Origin of the sequence: Enterobacter cloacae complex sp. SHL001 (assembly GCF_049236825.1) — a bacterium.
Taxonomy (GTDB): Bacteria; Pseudomonadota; Gammaproteobacteria; order Enterobacterales; family Enterobacteriaceae; genus Enterobacter; species Enterobacter hormaechei_C.
Map to the genome: position 1 here is coordinate 21,344 of NZ_JBMKIP010000003.1, position 16,044 is coordinate 37,387.

Here is a 16,044-nt window from a genome sequence, read left to right on the forward strand (position 1 = left end):
GCGAACGCCGCCACCCGGCACTACAGGCAGCACGTTATGCTTTCGCTTTCGCCACGGTCACCATCGCAGCGCGAATAGTACGACCGTTCAGGGTATACCCTTTCTGCATCACGCCCAGCACGTTACCCGCGGCAACGTCTTCGGATTCCACCATCGCAATGGCCTGGTGAACGTTTGGATCCAGCGGTACATCCGTATCGGCAATCACTTCAACACCGAACTTACGCACCACATCCAGCATGGATTTCAGCGTCAGCTCAATGCCTTCAATCATCGCCGCGTTATCCGGGTTAGCTTTATCCGCCACTTCTAGCGCGCGATCCAGGCTGTCGATCACCGGAAGCAGTTCGTTGACGAATTTCTCCAGCGCAAATTTGTGCGCCTTTTCAACGTCCAGCTCGGTACGACGGCGCAGGTTTTCCATTTCCGCTTTGATACGCAGTACGCCATCGCGTTCGCGATTCTGCGCTTCTACCAACTGAGCTTCCAGGTTGGCAATTTTTTCATCGCGCGGGTCCACCTGCTCAGCAGACGTGTCTGGCTCTACTGCCTCAACTTCATCGTGCTGTTCCGTGATAATTTCTTCAGGGGCTTGCCCCTCAGGCGTTTTCTGTTCTTTACTACTCATGAATTTCTCCGCGTTTTTCTGCATTCATCTCGCTAACTTCGCTTATTATGGGGATCAGTTTCCTGGATTCAAGGGAACAAGGCAGATTGTCATCATTCATCAGGCACAAGGACCTCCAGAAAATGAATAATCATTTCAGGTGTATTGGGATCGTCGGCCATCCGCGTCACCCTACCGCATTGACGACACATGAAATGTTGTATCGCTGGCTGTGTGGTAAAGGCTATGAAGTGATGGTCGAGCAGCAGATCGCCCAGGAGTTGCAGCTTAAAAGCGTCAGAACCGGCACGCTGGCGGAAATTGGCCAGCAGGCGGATCTCGCCGTGGTGGTCGGTGGCGACGGCAATATGCTGGGCGCGGCGCGAACGCTGGCTCGCTATGATATTAAGGTTATTGGTATTAACCGTGGCAATCTCGGTTTCCTGACCGACCTCGACCCGGACAATGCGCAGCAGCAGCTGGCGGACGTGCTGGAAGGCCACTATATCAGTGAAAAACGGTTTTTACTGGAAGCCCAGGTGTGTCAGCAGGACTGCCAGAAGCGCATCAGCACCGCCATTAACGAGGTGGTTCTCCATCCCGGTAAAGTGGCGCACATGATCGAGTTCGAAGTCTATATCGACGAAATCTTCGCTTTCTCGCAGCGTTCTGACGGGCTGATTATTTCAACCCCGACGGGGTCAACTGCCTACTCGCTTTCAGCCGGAGGCCCAATCCTGACGCCATCGCTGGATGCCATTACCCTGGTGCCGATGTTCCCGCATACGCTCTCGGCGCGTCCGCTGGTGATCAACGGCGACAGCACCATCCGCCTGCGTTTTTCCCATCGCCGTAACGACCTGGAGATCAGCTGCGACAGTCAGATTGCGCTCCCCATTCAGGAAGGTGAAGATGTCCTCATTCGCCGCTGCGATTACCATCTGAACCTGATTCACCCGAAAGATTACAGCTATTTCAACACATTAAGCTCCAAGCTCGGCTGGTCAAAAAAATTGTTCTGATTTTGCATCCAGCACTTTACTGTATATAAAACCAGTTTATACTGTATACAAACACAGTTATGGTTTTTCATACAGGAAAACAATTATGCTGGCACAACTGACCATCAGCAACTTTGCCATTGTTCGTGAGCTTGAGATCGACTTCCATAGCGGAATGACGGCGATTACCGGAGAAACCGGTGCAGGTAAATCCATTGCCATTGATGCCCTCGGCTTGTGCCTCGGCGGTCGTGCTGAGGGGGATATGGTGCGCACAGGCGCCGCCCGTGCCGATCTCTGCGCCCGCTTCTCGTTGAAAGACACACCTGCCGCCCTGCGCTGGCTGGAAGCGAACCAGCTCGAAGACGGACGTGAGTGTTTACTTCGCCGCGTCATCAGCAGCGATGGCCGCTCCCGCGGTTTTATCAATGGTACAGCGGTTCCCCTTTCCCAGCTTCGCGAGCTGGGCCAGCTGCTCATCCAGATCCATGGTCAGCATGCGCACCAGCAGTTAATCAAACCCGAACAGCAGAAAGCCCTGCTTGATGGCTACGCAGGTGAGTACGCGCTTACTCAACTCATGGCGGAGCACTATCGTCAGTGGCATCAAAGCTGCCGCGAACTTGCGCAGCATCAGCAGCAAAGCCAGGAGCGTACCGCGCGCGCCGAGCTGCTGGAATATCAGCTGAAAGAGCTGAACGAATTTAACCCGCAGGCGGGTGAATTTGAGCAAATCGACGAAGAGTACAAACGTCTGGCCAACAGCGGTCAGCTGCTTTCCACCAGCCAGACTGCCCTTAATATGCTGGCGGATGGCGAAGACGTGAATTTGCAGAGCCAGCTGTATAACGTGCGTCAGCTTGTGACCGAACTGACCGGCATGGACAATAAGCTTTCTGGCGTACTGGAAATGCTGGAAGAGGCCGCGATTCAGATTTCAGAAGCCGGGGATGAACTGCGCCACTACTGTGAACGTCTGGATCTCGACCCGAACCGTCTGTTCGAACTTGAGCAACGCATCTCCCGTCAGATTTCACTGGCGCGTAAGCATCACGTAACCCCGGAAGAGCTGCCGAATTACTATCAGTCTCTGCTGGAGGAACAGCAGCAGCTGGACGATCAGGCCGATTCCCTTGAAACCTTGTCTCTGGCGGTTAATCTGCATCATCAGCAGGCGCTGGAAACGGCGAAACGGCTGCATGACGTGCGGCAACACTATGCGCTGGAGCTTAGCCAGCACATTACCGACAGCATGCATACGCTGGCGATGCCGCATGGGGTGTTCACCATAGATGTTCGCTTTGAAGAGAATCACCTGACGGCGGAAGGCGCAGATCGCGTAGAATTCCGCGTCACCACCAACCCGGGCCAGCCTTTGCAGGCGATTTCGAAAGTGGCTTCCGGCGGTGAACTGTCGCGTATCGCCCTGGCCATTCAGGTGATTACCGCCCGTAAAATGGAAACCCCGGCGTTGATTTTCGACGAAGTGGATGTGGGTATCAGCGGCCCGACCGCGGCCGTTGTCGGCAAACTGCTGCGTCAGTTAGGTGAATCGACGCAGGTCATGTGTGTGACTCACCTGCCGCAGGTCGCCGGTTGTGGTCATCACCACTTTATCGTCAGCAAGGAAACCGATGGCGAAATGACGGAAACGCACATGAAGCAGCTGGATAAACGCTCACGCTTGCAGGAGCTGGCACGCCTGCTCGGCGGCAGTGAAGTCACCCGCAATACGCTTGCGAATGCGAAAGAACTGCTGGCGGCATAAACTTTTTCGGGATCTCAGGGTCATACAGAACAACAAAAACGCCGCCAGACCGGTTTCAAAGTGGGGCAAGGTCTATTATCATCGGCATATTACATATGAGCCGCGTACTGCTCGGGCCCGAAAAGGAATCAAATCACTATGCGCTGTAAAACGCTGACCGCTGCCGCAGCGGTTCTTCTGATGTTGACCGCAGGCTGTTCCACTCTGGAGAAAGTGGTTTACCGTCCTGACATCAACCAGGGGAACTACCTTACCCCTAACGATGTGTCCAAAATCCGCGTGGGTATGACACAACAGCAGGTCGCTTATGCCCTGGGAACCCCGATGATGTCCGATCCGTTCGGCACAAACACCTGGTTCTATGTATTCCGCCAGCAGCCTGGTCATGAAGATGTGACCCAGCAAACCCTGACGCTGACCTTCAGCAGTGCCGGCGTGCTGACCAACATCGACAACAAGCCTGCCCTGACCAAATAATCAGGCGTCAGCAACGCAAAAAGGTGCTCATTGAGCACCTTTTTTGTATCTGAATTCTTACGCAGAATCGTAGTCCCGGTAAGCGAAGCGCCACCGGGGGAGAAAGCGTTACTTACCCGATTTCTCCGCTCGCTGACGGCGCAGCTCTTTCGGGTCAGCAATCAGCGGGCGATAAATCTCAACCCGATCGCCATCCTTCAGCGTATCAGCAAGCTTTACCGGACGGCTATAAATGCCGACTTTATTCTTCGCCAGGTCAATATCACGGCGAAGTTCAAGGATGCCGGAGGCCCGGATAGCCGCCTCAACGGTGGCACCCTCTTCAAGCATCATGCGCTGCAAATACTGCTTCTCCGGCAGCGCATACACCACCTCAACAGCAATCTTATGCGACACTGTAAACCTCTTTGGCGCGCGTGGTGAACGCCTGAACCATATTCGAGGCCAGCTCTTTAAAGATACGGCCAAACGCCAGTTCGATCAGCTTATTGGTAAATTCAAAATCCAGATGAAACTCAATGCGGCAGGCGTCAGCGCTCAGCGGCGTAAACTTCCACCCCCCCATCAGTTTTTTAAACGGACCATCCACCAGATGCATCAAAATACTCTGATTGCTCGTCAGGGTATTGCGCGTGGTGAACGTTTTGCTGATCCCCGCTTTGGAGACATCCACGGCCGCAGTCATCTGCGTCGGGCCGGATTCCAGCACCCGGCTACCGGTGCATCCCGGAATAAATTCCGGATAGGACTGAACGTCGTTCACTAACTGATACATTTGTTCCGCGCTGTAGGGAACAAGCGCGGTACGGCTAATCTGAGGCATAGCATTTTCCATGGTCACACAACAGACAAATAATAACATTTATCACCTGTTAAAAAAACGCTAAGCCTTATCTCGTGCTAAGATAGCGCGTTAGACCTCACAGGACGCAATGAGGTGACTTTTTAAAATCAGATTACCGACGGCTTTACGACACTTATGACGAAGAAAAAAGCACATAAACCTGGTTCGGCGACCATTGCGCTTAACAAGCGTGCTCGCCACGAGTATTTCATCGAAGAAGAATTCGAGGCCGGCCTTGCGTTGCAGGGCTGGGAAGTAAAATCGCTGCGTGCCGGGAAAGCCAATATCGGCGACAGCTACGTGATCCTGAAAGACGGTGAGGCCTTCCTGTTCGGCGCGAACTTTACGCCGCTGACCGTCGCCTCTTCACATTACGTCTGCGATCCTACCCGCACCCGGAAGCTGCTGCTGAACAAGCGCGAACTGGAATCCCTCTACGGACGCATCAACCGCGAAGGCTTCACCGTGGTGGCGCTCTCTTTGTACTGGAAAAATGCCTGGTGCAAAGTGAAAATCGGCGTGGCGAAAGGTAAGAAACAGCACGACAAACGTACTGACCTGAAAGCACGCGAGTGGCAGCTCGACAAAGCACGTATCATGAAAAACGCAGGACGTTGATTCTGCGCACTTATTGTACTATTCAATAAGTTAGCGTTTCGGGCTGGTGTCGAGGAAGTAAAATCTGGTATACTGAGTTCAACACTATTGGGGCTGATTCTGGATTCGACGGGATTTGCGAAACCCAAGGTGCATGCCGAGGGGCGGTTTGCCTCGTTAAAAGCCGCAAAAAAATAGTCGCAAACGACGAAAACTACGCTTTAGCAGCTTAATAACCTGCTAAGAGCCCTCTCTCCCTAGCTTCCGCTCTTAAGACGGGGATCAAAGAGAGGTCAAACCCAAAAGAGATCGCGTGGAAACCCTGCCTGGGGTTGAAGCGTTAAAACTAATCAGGCTAGTTCGTCAGTGGCGTGTTTGTCCGCAGCTGGCGTGCGAATGTAAAGACAAACTAAGCATGTAGTACCGAGGATGTAGAAATTTCGGACGCGGGTTCAACTCCCGCCAGCTCCACCAAAATTCTCCATCGGTGATTACCAGAGTCATCCGATGAAGTCCTGAAAGCCCGCACGGCGCAAGCCCTGCGGGCTTTTTTGTGCCTTGAATTTGTCCCGCGAAGTCTGATGCCAACTAATTAAATCCGAACCTTTTAGGCACCTTGTTAGGCACCTTATAAAGCTTTATTGTTTTTGAGGTGCCTAAAACTATGGAAACCCGGCAATGGCAAGACAAACCAAACCCCTATCCGTTAAAGAAATCGAATCTGCTAAACCCAAGGAAGCGGACTACGTTCTCTATGATGGCGATGGCCTTGAGCTACTGATCAAATCCAGCGGGAGTAAAATCTGGCAATTCCGCTACATTCGCCCCGTCACCAAGAAACGAGCGAAAAAGAGCATTGGCCCCTACCCGTCAGTTACGCTTGCCGATGCCAGAAACTATCGCGCAGAGTCTCGTTCTCTTCTGGCGAAACAAATCGACCCTCAGGAACATCAGCAAGAACAACTACGCAGCTCACTGGAAGCTAAAACCAATACTTTCCAACTCGTAGCTGAACGTTGGTGGAATGTGAAGAAAGCCAGTGTGACAGAGGACTATGCCGACGATATCTGGCGCTCTCTTGAAAGAGATGTCTTTCCTGCAATTGGCGACGTTAGCGTTACAGATATTAAAGCTCACACGCTGGTTCAGGCCGTCCAACCGGTTCAGGCCAGAGGAGCACTGGAAACCGTTCGTCGCCTGTGCCAACGCATTAATGAGGTCATGATCTATGCACAAAACACAGGGCTGATTGATGCTGTTCCCAGCGTTAATATCGGTAAAGCCTTCGAGAAGCCTCAGAAAAAGAACATGCCCAGCATTCGACCGGATGAGCTACCTCAACTGATGCAGACAATGCGAACAGCCAGCATTAGCCTTTCCACACGCTGCCTATTCATGTGGCAACTTCTTACTATTACCCGCCCTGCCGAAGCGGCTGAAGCTCGCTGGGAAGAAGTAGACATAGAAGCGCGGGAGTGGAAGATTCCTGCAGCACGCATGAAAATGAACCGCGACCATACTGTTCCATTGTCAGATGAAGCAATTGCAATACTGGAGATGATGAAGCCGTTGAGTGGAAATCGAGAATTTATCTTTCCCAGCCGCATCAAGCCTAACCAGCCGATGAACAGCCAGACAGTTAACGCATCGCTCAAACGCGCAGGTTTTGGTGGGGTGCTCGTTTCACACGGTCTTAGATCTATTGCCAGTACAGCCCTCAACGAGCAAGGCTTTCCGCCTGATGTTATTGAAGCTGCACTGGCCCACGTGGATAAGAATGAGGTTCGTCGCGCTTATAATCGCAGCGATTATCTGGAACAGCGGCGACCTATGATGCAATGGTGGGCTGACTTCGTGATGGCTGCAGATCGCGGAACTATCATTGAGGTGGGGATAAAAGGAATGCGGCTCGTTGGGTAGAAAACATACGATGATGTTAAATTATAGTTTAGTTAAAATGCCGCCTTCTGTGAAGGCGGCATTGATTCCATCTTTTAAAAGCGAGTTGCTTATAGGTGGATACTTACCGGTTTCGGCTGTTTAAATGTACTCCTTCACCACAATGCCAATGTCCATATGGGTAAAATCAATCCACGCGGTTATTTTTCATGTTCTTTTTTAAAGAACTCTCCAATACGTCTCGTAAATCATCATATCTCTTACACCATGTTAATATGGCATTATCAAGATTATCGGTTTTCAAATTTATTTTTTGTTTTTTAACAAAAACCTCAAGTTGATCTACAACGGCACCGATTGCTGCAGTTTTAGTTTTCCATCCTTCTGCCGGGCAGTTTATTTTAAGCAACCGCTTCAACTCATCCCGTGCGGGTGCTAAAGCCGAGCCTGTAGCCTCTCCTCCCTTCTTTCCATGATCTTGCTTTTTCTTTAACGCCAATTCAGCAGTCTCTACACGGTCAGCGTATAGCCCAGCCCCCTGCCAGACTCCACCACAACCAGCTGCTCTTGCCATAAATAGCAATCCTTCACGCCGGTGCCCAGAGGAATAACAATACTGCCCCCAGTGGTAAAAGAAGAATGCAATGGCAAGATACGTTCCAAACTTTCCATTCCATTGTGCAGAAAAATTAGCATCGTAAAGCATGCATTCAAAATCATCATCCATGATGTGGCAGCCTTCCTCCTTGAATTTATTAATTTTTTCTTTTGCTTTTCTCTCGCACCGGTCACGGAGTTCATTGTAACTACTGACATCATCATCATCACTACCGCTGTAGCACGATATAAAACGCTCAGCTTCGCTCTTTAGTGAATCAAAAATGCCATCCAGAACACTATCGTCTGTCATCCCAACCTCGCTTAAAACGTCACATTCCACAGTTTTTTTTTACTTTTGGTACATATCTGGATCCCATTTTGCCCTCTCGGTAAAGTTAGCCCCATCCATACAGGGCCAACAAGGAACAAATCGGTATGAAAACTCAACACATTAAAATCCTGCGTATGTCTAGTGTTGTCAACAAGATAGGCGTAGCCCGTTCTACCATCTACGACTGGATTAACCCCAAGTCACCACGATACGACGCCACATTCCCTAAACAACGTCGCCTAGGCATGCAATCTGTCGGCTGGCTTGAGTCTGAACTGGATGATTGGTTGCTGAAACGTCATCTGGCATCATCAACTACTATTGCCGAACGACCATAAATGCAGCGTTATCTGCTGTCCACTTAGCAATGACACGTGATAAAAAGAGCACTAACAATTAATTTATTATTACACCACTAGTATATTTCAGCTTCATTTGAGACATAAACACCTTAATTACTAACAATATATTAAAAAATGCCATCAATTATGATCATGATTAATGAGTGGCTATTTATTTATCATGCAACATGATTAACTGTGATAAGAGTCTTATTATGGCTATTTGTAAAAGAAATAACTGTACGCTCTCAATTGGTGAATTACCTGATGAGCGTAAATTCCGCTTATGTTCTGTACATTATCAGGGTAAGCTTTCTAAAGCAGCTAAAAGAGCGCAAAGGTGGAATCTGACGTGTCAGTACCCGCCCTGTGGTATTAGCCTGTCTGGTACTCGCAATCAACGGTATTGTTGTATTGGGCATCGTAATAAAGATAGAAGGCTCATAGATGACGATGCCATTGTCAGTCTGGTAAAACATTCTTACTGGATCAACGTAGAGTCCAAGCTAAAGAATAATCCCCTCGGGCTGGGAAGTATCACCAGCCCTGATGACATTGCTGATCTCATCCGGTTGTACCAGCGCAAAGCAGACTACCAGAAAGCTTACAATACTCTAAATGGGCAAAGGGTTATTGATTCACAGGGGCAGGTTATTAAACGCCTGATACCCTGGCTGGAGCTGGAGTTATGTCACATATATCCGAATTCCAAAGGGGGGGCCAATACAGCGGATAACATCATTATTGCCCCTGCGTTGATTAACAGGATGATGAAGGACACTATTCCCGTGAGCAAAACCCGAGGAACGTTCAGCGGCATAAAAGCGGCAGGTTCTCCCCTGCCTGTAAAATCGACGTTATTAAAGGCGCTCACTATGCAATATGGTCAGGATAAAATACAGGAAGCGCTAGCCTCTGTAAAACATGTGACCTTTGCAGATCTGAGTGTACCACGCAGGCTGTTTGGTACGGACATTTATGCTTACCCACCATTACTGAAACTTTTAAACGATCAGGCAATGCGCTTGGGTCTCTGGCGTTTGAGGGAGTCCATTAATTCTATTGAAAGCAGTCACTGGCTGTCTGCAGGTCCTGCAAATGAGTTATTTGCTGCTGCTGCTTTTCATGCCATGTTAAATGGGGATAAGGATGACTTAATTGAGGTATTTTCAAGTCTGCACGAAGACATAATTGAACGAGCCAGGAACAAAGAAAAATTAAACCATAATTATTATCAAAACATTCTGGAACGGTATGTATCCCGCTATTTCCAAATAGACTTACACAATCAGGAGTCGTGTATTTTATTTTACAATTCATTTTTCACAGTGCCGCCTTTGGACAAACATGGGGTTTTAATCATACCACATCACTTCTAATGGTAAGTTGCGCACTAGCATCTGGCACCTTACCTGGGACAGCTAAAGTCAGCTAAATCCGGCTTTCTTTCAACTAAAAAATGGAAAAAACCGGCCTATTGTTAACGCAAAGAGGTCAGATTTAACATATTAGAAAGGTGGCACCATCATACACTTTGCCACCTTACCTATTACGTTCCAAACGGATACCTTCCTGAAGCCTTACTCAGCAAGACCTCTCTTTTATACTTCAATCACTCCTCCACAAATAATCTATAGTACTAAAATTAAAATTGTCGTTAGCCATCAAAGTGGAAGACATCGATTACCAAACACTACGAAACAACACGCTACAAAAGAAAAAATGTAAGCTCATTAATATTTGGGAAATATATAATCACTCTAAAGCAGCAAAAAAAACAAACTCACTAGCCATTATCATTATATTGATAACACTCAGGCACGATAAAAATCGTTATGGCTGTTTGGTTCCTCCCATATTTTTCCAGCCACACCCTGTCCGTATATCTTTCTATAGAGCATATATTAACCATTTTTGACGACACATCCGTGCAATAGCCCCTTTTACAGTGTGACCTCACATCACACTGACTGAGGATAGATAATGGCTGTCTACCGTAATGACCCTGATTTGAATCTGCTGGGCCAATGCAGCAATGAAGAACTGCAATTGCTGATTTCCATCCTGACCACTGACCCACGAGACGGCGACACTCGTTGGACAGAGAGTCTTACCGGAACCCCGGAGTTTCGTCTGCTGGCACCAGACCATCGCCGCTACTGGCAACTGATAGCCGCTGAGCTTCAGCGCTACGGCGCGAATACCCTGGCGAGTCTGGTCCGGCTGGGGCAAGGCGTGACCTATCGGGAAATTCTCGTTGATGTCTGTGACAAGCTTGATGTGAATTACAACCAGAAAAGTACTACCGAAACCATTGAGCTTGCTCTGTTGATGAAGGTTCTGGAAAAAAGCTTGGATCAGATGTCACCGGAAGAGCTGGCTGCTTTCTCCCACAATATGCATCTGGATCTGACAAACCCCACGCCACAACTCATTCTTATCGCCGTTCAGGCCGCCATCCGGACTTCCTCGCTGGCTGCGCTCGAGCTGGCAACGATGTTGTCTGCTAGTGTCATCACCTCCCTAGGCGGTATTGCCACTTGGGGAACTGTTGTGGTTGCTTCACGTGCTCTTTCCGTTCTGGCTGGTCCTCTTGCCATCGCCCTGAGTTCAGCGTGGATGATTTCCGACATCGCCGGTCCGGCTTATCGGGTCACGATACCCGCATGCATCATCGTGTCCTGGCTGAGACAGCAGCACCTTTCCCGTTAACATCTTTTTACTTAACCACCAGCCCGACAGGGCTGCTATTTGCGCAGGAAGCATCCCTCATGTCTGAACAGGAACAACGCTATGACCGCCTGGCAAGCCGTCTCGCCATACTGGTCAGCCGCCTCTTTATGGGAGAAACGCTCAGTGTCAGGCAACTTGCTCAGGAGTTTGGCGTCTCTGAGCGTACCGTGCAGCGCGACCTGCGTGAACGACTGCGCTATATCGACACGGAATATTCCGGGGGTAATTTTCGCCTGCGGGATGCACGGGGCCCCTTTCGCACTAACTGCGACATTATCCGCTTTGCCCAGATAACCCAGGTGGCACATTACTTTCCGGCACTTGACCCTAAATTGTTGTCTGTCTTGCTCGACAGCGGCCAAGACTCCCCCTGCATTATCTGGAATACGCCACCCCGTCAGGCTCCGGCGTTGTTTGGCGGTTTTCAGGTCATTATCCAGGCCATCATCAGCAGTCGCCGCATTCATTTTCTGCACCACGGACACCATCAGTCCGCCGTTGCCCCTTACCGGCTTATCTGTCTGGAAGGCGAGTGGTACCTGACGGCAATAACTGGCGAGCGGATTCAGGTATTTACCCTTTCAGCCATCACCGATGTGGTTATGACCATCGGGGGCTTCACCAGAAGCAATCATATCCGGCGAATTTTTGAAGACCCGCGATTTATTCAGGCCCTGCCGCATTTTCAGTACATCAGCAGGCTCATCCGGGAATGAACCCGCATGTTCATTCGTCTGCACCGCAGTTTTACTAACAGAAGGAGTTTGTCTTGAAAAATGTATCACTCAGCATCCTGGTATTGGCTGGCAGTCTGCTGCCGGTTATGGCGCTGGCATCTGGCAGTCAGGGGACCTGGACCCGGGGTTGGGGACAGGGTGTATCAGAGTTTGTTATCAAAGGGAAAGGTCAGTCACAACTGTCTCTGAGTTGCGAGGATTATGGCTCGCAACCGGCCACGGTCATATTTACTGACGCAAGCGGACATCAGGTCAGTATGGATGAAGATAAAAGCCTTCAGGTCAGTATCGATGGTGGGGCACTTATTGATATCAGCGAATCTGGCAGTCGCGTGGGCGGTAATAACCTGGCGCTGGCCTGGGCTCAGTTACGTAATGGCAAACAGGTCTCAGTGACAGGAGACGGTGTTAAGCCTGCCGCATTCACGCTGGCCGGTGCGGCTAAGGTACTACCGGCATTCGGGACACACGGCTGCGTGGGTAAAGATGCACTCTAGCCTGTATCTAAATTTAACGGCTGTTGATGACGTTATTTTTAAAAGGAATAGATTATGAAATTTAAATATATGCTGGTATCCGCACTGCTTACATTGTCAGCCCAGGCGCTGGCAGAGCCAGCGCCGCCCATCAAAGTAGAGACCAGTAATCAGGTTCATCCTGCCGGAACACGCTATGTCACGGTCGTAGTCACCTCGCTGGATGACAGTATCAAAGTTGAAAATATAGATGTGAACCGGGGTAACTGTCGTATTGATAACCAGAAGTACCTATATTCCAGCAATAAGGAAACTATTCTGCCCGCCTCCTTGCGCTACGGGGAGTCCGTCAAAGTAAATTTTTATAATAACTGCGTTGCTTCAGAAGTCGTCGTCACCACTGATAAGGGGGGATGGCGTTACACCTACCACTGAGCCACTTTCCTGTATCAGCTTCCTCAAAGAAATCTTCACTCCACCAGAGGGCTGCCGCCAGGCAGCCCGGAGCAAACCCTATGACCTTTCTGAAAATGCTGGTGACGGCCCTGAGCCAGGCACTGGCTTGGTGCGGCGGACATCAGGCCCGGCAGTTTATTGAAATTCGCCTGCGTCAGGCAGGCTACGATGACAGCAGTATTGATACAGCCCGGGAAGCGGTCACGTTGCTGGTCACTGCACTTATCACCGCCCTGATGGCGCAGATACTGAAGATTCTGGATACGCTGTAGTCCTGTCCGCCATATCCCTCCCACTGTGAACAACATATCTGCCCCTGCCTCCTCACGGAGCAGGGGCTTTTGCTTTTATGCCTTCAGATTAATCAGATGAGGAATCAACTATGCGATTAGCCAGCCGTTTTGGTCGGGTGAACCAGATTCGCCGTGACCGTCCCTTAACCCGCGAAGAACTGATGCAGCATGTACCCAGCGTCTTTGGGGAAGACAAGCACGACTCCAGAAGCGAAAAGTACACCTACATACCCACCATTACCCTGCTGGATAACCTTAAACGTGAAGGGTTCCAGCCATTCTTTGCCTGTCAGTCACGAGTGCGCGACCAGAGCCGACTGGAACATACAAAGCATATGCTGCGCCTGCGTCGTGCCGGTCAGATAAACGGTCAGCAGGTACCGGAAATCATAATTCTGAATTCGCACGATGGCGCATCAAGTTTTCAGTTACTACCAGGGATATTCCGAAGCGTTTGCACCAATTCGCTCGTTTGCGGACAGTCGTTTGGCGAGATCCGCGTGCCACATAGGGGCGACGTTGTCGGTAAGGTGATTGAGGGGGCCTATGAGGTTCTCAGCGTCTTTGAGCGGGTGGAAGAGAAACGTGACGCCATGCAGTCCGTGCAACTCCCGTCACCCGCACAACATGCACTGGCTAAAGCGGCGCTCACATATCGTTTTGGGGAAGAGTGCCAGCCAGTGACTGAATCGCAAATTCTTGCACCTCGCCGCTGGCAGGACGAGAGCGATGACCTGTGGACCACTTACCAGCGCATCCAGGAAAACCTGCTGAAAGGCGGGCTACGTGGCCGTACCGCGCAGGGTAAACGCACCCATACACGCGCAGTAAACGGGATAGATGGCGACGTTAAGTTAAACCGTGCGCTCTGGGTGATGGCGGAGAACATGATGGACCTGTTGGGCAGGTAATCACCCGCGCCCCGCCACCGAAATCAATCCCCGGCCCGACAGCTCCATTCAACATATTCATGCATAGGGAAAAATTAACATGACCGACATTATTAATATTAACGACAACCATCAACGACCTCTGCAGGCTGGCGATAACGGTTCTGCACCGGCACTGACAGCCACGCCCGTAACCACCTGCATTACCTTGCTGACTGCTCAAGCATTGCTGGGACATTCAGCGACACAGATTTACGCCATCTGTACCAGGTATTTCCGGTACTGATGAAGCAGATGGAGCTTATGCTGACCAGCAACGAACTCACGCCCCACATTCAGCGCTGCATCACGCTCCACGCAAAAGGGCTGATAACGCCCAGATGAGGGCGTTTGCTGATGCCGTACGAACAAATTGCGAATGGGGCGATTTGGACATCCCCCTGACAGATGCCTTGGCTGCAGTTAATACTTAAATTGAGTTCAAGGCATCATTCTTGGCACATCAGAGGTGGTCAAAAATAGACCCTTTACGTGGAATAAGGATTTTCTCATAAAGCTTGGTCGCATAGTCATCCGTCATCCCGGAAACATAGTCGCAAATGACTCGCATTCCTTCCTGCTGACCTAAGCTACTCTGGCGCTCGTAAACTTCTCTTGTTGAGGTAGGTAAAAACCGACACGGATCGCTAGCAAGCACACTGAACAGCTCGACAATCAATTTTTGTCCTTTAAATTCAAGTAACTGTACATTTTCATGCTTAATCACTTTGTCCTTGACCAGCATGAAAATTTTCAACCGTAGTGCTTCGAGTGCTTCCGGAAGGACCGCATTATATTTGAGCATGCCACATTCGAATGCTCCATCTTTTACATTGAGCTCAACGCTTGTGATCATCAGGTGAACCAGCATGCCGATGCACTCTTTTCGCCTGTAACTTTCACCAAATAGGCTGTCCGAGACAGATTCGCATGTTCCGGAGAATGTAATGCCGTGGCAATCAGTAAATAATTTTTCATGTCCACTAAAATGCTCCATCCACATCGCTCGTGTCACCATTCCGAGAGAAATAGCGTCTTCCAAGTCGTGCAGTGAATAGGAAATCTCATCGGCAAGATCCATGATGGTTGTATCGAGCGCTTTATAAGAAGCTATTTTATGATCGGATTCTGTTTTACCAAGTTTAAAGGAAGTAAACAGCTCCCGATCCTCTTTAGTAAATGGTGAGAGAGCAAATTCTACGATGTCTCTCTCTGAATCTAAGTAGCATTTTGGAGGTTTAAAATCCGATGACTTAAAGAGCCAGTTCGGCTCTTTGGCAGGGGGCTGACTACTGGCTTTTTTACCCATGAGAGCTGAGTAATTAACCGGATATTTCAGCACGCCCAGCAGAAGTCTGCGGGTAGGATCTAAGCCGTGTTCCTGAGTGTACTTATCTAGTTTCGAGAGAATGCGCAGCGTCTGACCATTTCCTTCAAAGCCACCATGATTCAGCATGCAGTAGTTAAGAGCTACCTCACCGCCGTGACCAAATGGGGGATGGCCAATATCATGCGCGAGGCATATTGCCTGCATCAGATCCTTATCTGGTAAATACTGCTCTTCCTCTTTACCTTTATATTTGATTTTAAGCTTAGCAAGAAGACCTGAACCGATTTGCGCGACTTCCATTGAGTGGGTCAGTCGTGTGCGGTAGAAGTCACTTTCTCCCAGACCAAGAACTTGCGTTTTGGATTGCAAACGTCGGAAAGGAGAAGAGTGAATCAACCGGGAAAGGTCGCGCTGAGCTTCAGATCGGATCTCTTCCTCTCGAGGATTATTGGAGCCTCGTCTCTCATCCCAGGTGTTTATTTTACTCTGAGTCATATTTCTCCTTATGTTTTTGCTTTGTGCAGTACAGTGTTCTGACGTAACTTTGTCACCCAACTGGGTTTGTGCCGTTTAAAAATAAAGTGAACCGGAAGATTCAATCCTTTATTTCTCTCGACTGATGGAA

18 protein-coding genes, 1 other RNA gene and 1 pseudogene are annotated in these 16,044 nt (G+C 49.7%); 15 read left to right on the forward strand and 5 right to left on the reverse strand.

Going from position 1 to position 16,044, the window contains the following annotated elements:
• Positions 1-34: 34 nt before the first annotated feature.
• A complete protein-coding gene (gene grpE / locus ACOTYH_RS09465) occupies positions 35-628 on the reverse strand; it encodes a nucleotide exchange factor GrpE (RefSeq protein ID WP_003863126.1) in 594 nt (197 codons plus the stop codon).
• Between the two features lie 122 nt (positions 629-750).
• Between grpE and nadK the strand changes: the two genes are divergently transcribed.
• From nadK to bamE, 3 genes are all read left to right on the forward strand, one after another.
• Positions 751-1,629: an NAD(+) kinase gene (nadK, locus tag ACOTYH_RS09470; protein WP_017383004.1), complete on the forward strand. Its 879-nt coding sequence runs from the start codon at positions 751-753 to the stop codon at positions 1,627-1,629.
• A gap of 85 nt (positions 1,630-1,714) precedes the next feature.
• Complete coding sequence (recN, locus tag ACOTYH_RS09475) at positions 1,715-3,376, forward strand: DNA repair protein RecN (RefSeq protein WP_421637711.1); 1,662 nt, start codon at positions 1,715-1,717, stop codon at positions 3,374-3,376.
• 138 nt (positions 3,377-3,514) lie between these two features.
• Positions 3,515-3,853, forward strand: a complete 339-nt coding sequence (bamE, locus tag ACOTYH_RS09480) for an outer membrane protein assembly factor BamE (protein ID WP_003863121.1) — start codon at positions 3,515-3,517, stop codon at positions 3,851-3,853.
• 108 nt (positions 3,854-3,961) lie between these two features.
• Here bamE and ACOTYH_RS09485 read toward each other — a convergent pair whose 3' ends face one another.
• A complete protein-coding gene (locus ACOTYH_RS09485; RefSeq protein WP_077580378.1) occupies positions 3,962-4,249 on the reverse strand; it encodes an RnfH family protein in 288 nt (95 codons plus the stop codon).
• Positions 4,239-4,676 carry a type II toxin-antitoxin system RatA family toxin gene (locus ACOTYH_RS09490; protein WP_003863117.1) on the reverse strand — a complete coding sequence of 146 codons (438 nt, stop codon included), beginning with the start codon at positions 4,674-4,676 and terminating at the stop codon, positions 4,239-4,241. Before ACOTYH_RS09490 ends, ACOTYH_RS09485 begins: the two co-directional genes overlap by 11 nt.
• 156 nt (positions 4,677-4,832) lie before the next feature.
• Here ACOTYH_RS09490 and smpB point away from each other — a divergent pair, with 156 nt between their 5' ends.
• From smpB to ACOTYH_RS09505, 3 genes are all read left to right on the forward strand, one after another.
• On the forward strand, positions 4,833-5,315 hold the full coding sequence (smpB, locus tag ACOTYH_RS09495; protein WP_003863115.1) for an SsrA-binding protein SmpB: 483 nt from the start codon (positions 4,833-4,835) through the stop codon (positions 5,313-5,315).
• An 89-nt stretch (positions 5,316-5,404) separates the two neighbouring features.
• Positions 5,405-5,768, forward strand: a transfer-messenger RNA (tmRNA) gene (gene ssrA, locus ACOTYH_RS09500).
• Positions 5,769-5,972: 204 nt separating this feature from the next.
• Positions 5,973-7,214, forward strand: coding sequence for an integrase (locus ACOTYH_RS09505; protein WP_231668798.1), 1,242 nt, complete (start codon positions 5,973-5,975; stop codon positions 7,212-7,214).
• Between the two features lie 166 nt (positions 7,215-7,380).
• On the opposite strand, the gene ACOTYH_RS09510 is transcribed toward ACOTYH_RS09505, so the two are convergent.
• Positions 7,381-8,103 carry a hypothetical protein gene (locus ACOTYH_RS09510; protein ID WP_231668800.1) on the reverse strand — a complete coding sequence of 241 codons (723 nt, stop codon included), beginning with the start codon at positions 8,101-8,103 and terminating at the stop codon, positions 7,381-7,383.
• Between the two features lie 125 nt (positions 8,104-8,228).
• On the opposite strand from ACOTYH_RS09510, the gene ACOTYH_RS09515 reads away from it, so the two are divergent.
• The 9 genes and pseudogenes from ACOTYH_RS09515 to ACOTYH_RS09555 all read left to right on the forward strand — a co-directional run.
• Positions 8,229-8,462, forward strand: a complete 234-nt coding sequence (locus tag ACOTYH_RS09515; protein ID WP_421637712.1) for a helix-turn-helix transcriptional regulator — start codon at positions 8,229-8,231, stop codon at positions 8,460-8,462.
• 167 nt (positions 8,463-8,629) lie between these two features.
• Entirely contained in the window at positions 8,630-9,844 is a 1,215-nt protein-coding gene (locus ACOTYH_RS09520) for a hypothetical protein (protein WP_231668801.1), read from the forward strand.
• Between the two features lie 604 nt (positions 9,845-10,448).
• Positions 10,449-11,177 (forward strand): DUF3944 domain-containing protein, encoded by a 729-nt coding sequence (locus ACOTYH_RS09525; RefSeq protein ID WP_063162156.1) that lies wholly within the window; start codon positions 10,449-10,451, stop codon positions 11,175-11,177.
• Between the two features lie 59 nt (positions 11,178-11,236).
• Positions 11,237-11,914: a helix-turn-helix transcriptional regulator gene (locus tag ACOTYH_RS09530; RefSeq protein WP_045901451.1), complete on the forward strand. Its 678-nt coding sequence runs from the start codon at positions 11,237-11,239 to the stop codon at positions 11,912-11,914.
• A gap of 107 nt (positions 11,915-12,021) precedes the next feature.
• A complete protein-coding gene (locus ACOTYH_RS09535) occupies positions 12,022-12,432 on the forward strand; it encodes a hypothetical protein (RefSeq protein ID WP_421637765.1) in 411 nt (136 codons plus the stop codon).
• A gap of 54 nt (positions 12,433-12,486) precedes the next feature.
• Positions 12,487-12,846: a hypothetical protein gene (locus tag ACOTYH_RS09540; RefSeq protein ID WP_063162155.1), complete on the forward strand. Its 360-nt coding sequence runs from the start codon at positions 12,487-12,489 to the stop codon at positions 12,844-12,846.
• Positions 12,847-12,926: 80 nt separating this feature from the next.
• The gene (locus tag ACOTYH_RS09545) at positions 12,927-13,139 is read left to right on the forward strand and encodes a hypothetical protein (protein WP_063162154.1); all 213 of its coding nucleotides are present in this window, start codon (positions 12,927-12,929) and stop codon (positions 13,137-13,139) included.
• A 110-nt stretch (positions 13,140-13,249) separates the two neighbouring features.
• Positions 13,250-14,071 (forward strand): DUF932 domain-containing protein, encoded by an 822-nt coding sequence (locus ACOTYH_RS09550; RefSeq protein WP_063162153.1) that lies wholly within the window; start codon positions 13,250-13,252, stop codon positions 14,069-14,071.
• A gap of 171 nt (positions 14,072-14,242) precedes the next feature.
• A pseudogene (locus tag ACOTYH_RS09555) lies at positions 14,243-14,422 on the forward strand (type IV toxin-antitoxin system YeeU family antitoxin); the annotation flags it as partial.
• A 130-nt stretch (positions 14,423-14,552) separates the two neighbouring features.
• On the opposite strand, the gene ACOTYH_RS09560 reads toward ACOTYH_RS09555, so the two are convergent.
• Positions 14,553-15,914 carry an anti-phage deoxyguanosine triphosphatase gene (locus tag ACOTYH_RS09560; RefSeq protein ID WP_421637713.1) on the reverse strand — a complete coding sequence of 454 codons (1,362 nt, stop codon included), beginning with the start codon at positions 15,912-15,914 and terminating at the stop codon, positions 14,553-14,555.
• Positions 15,915-16,044: the final 130 nt, after the last annotated feature.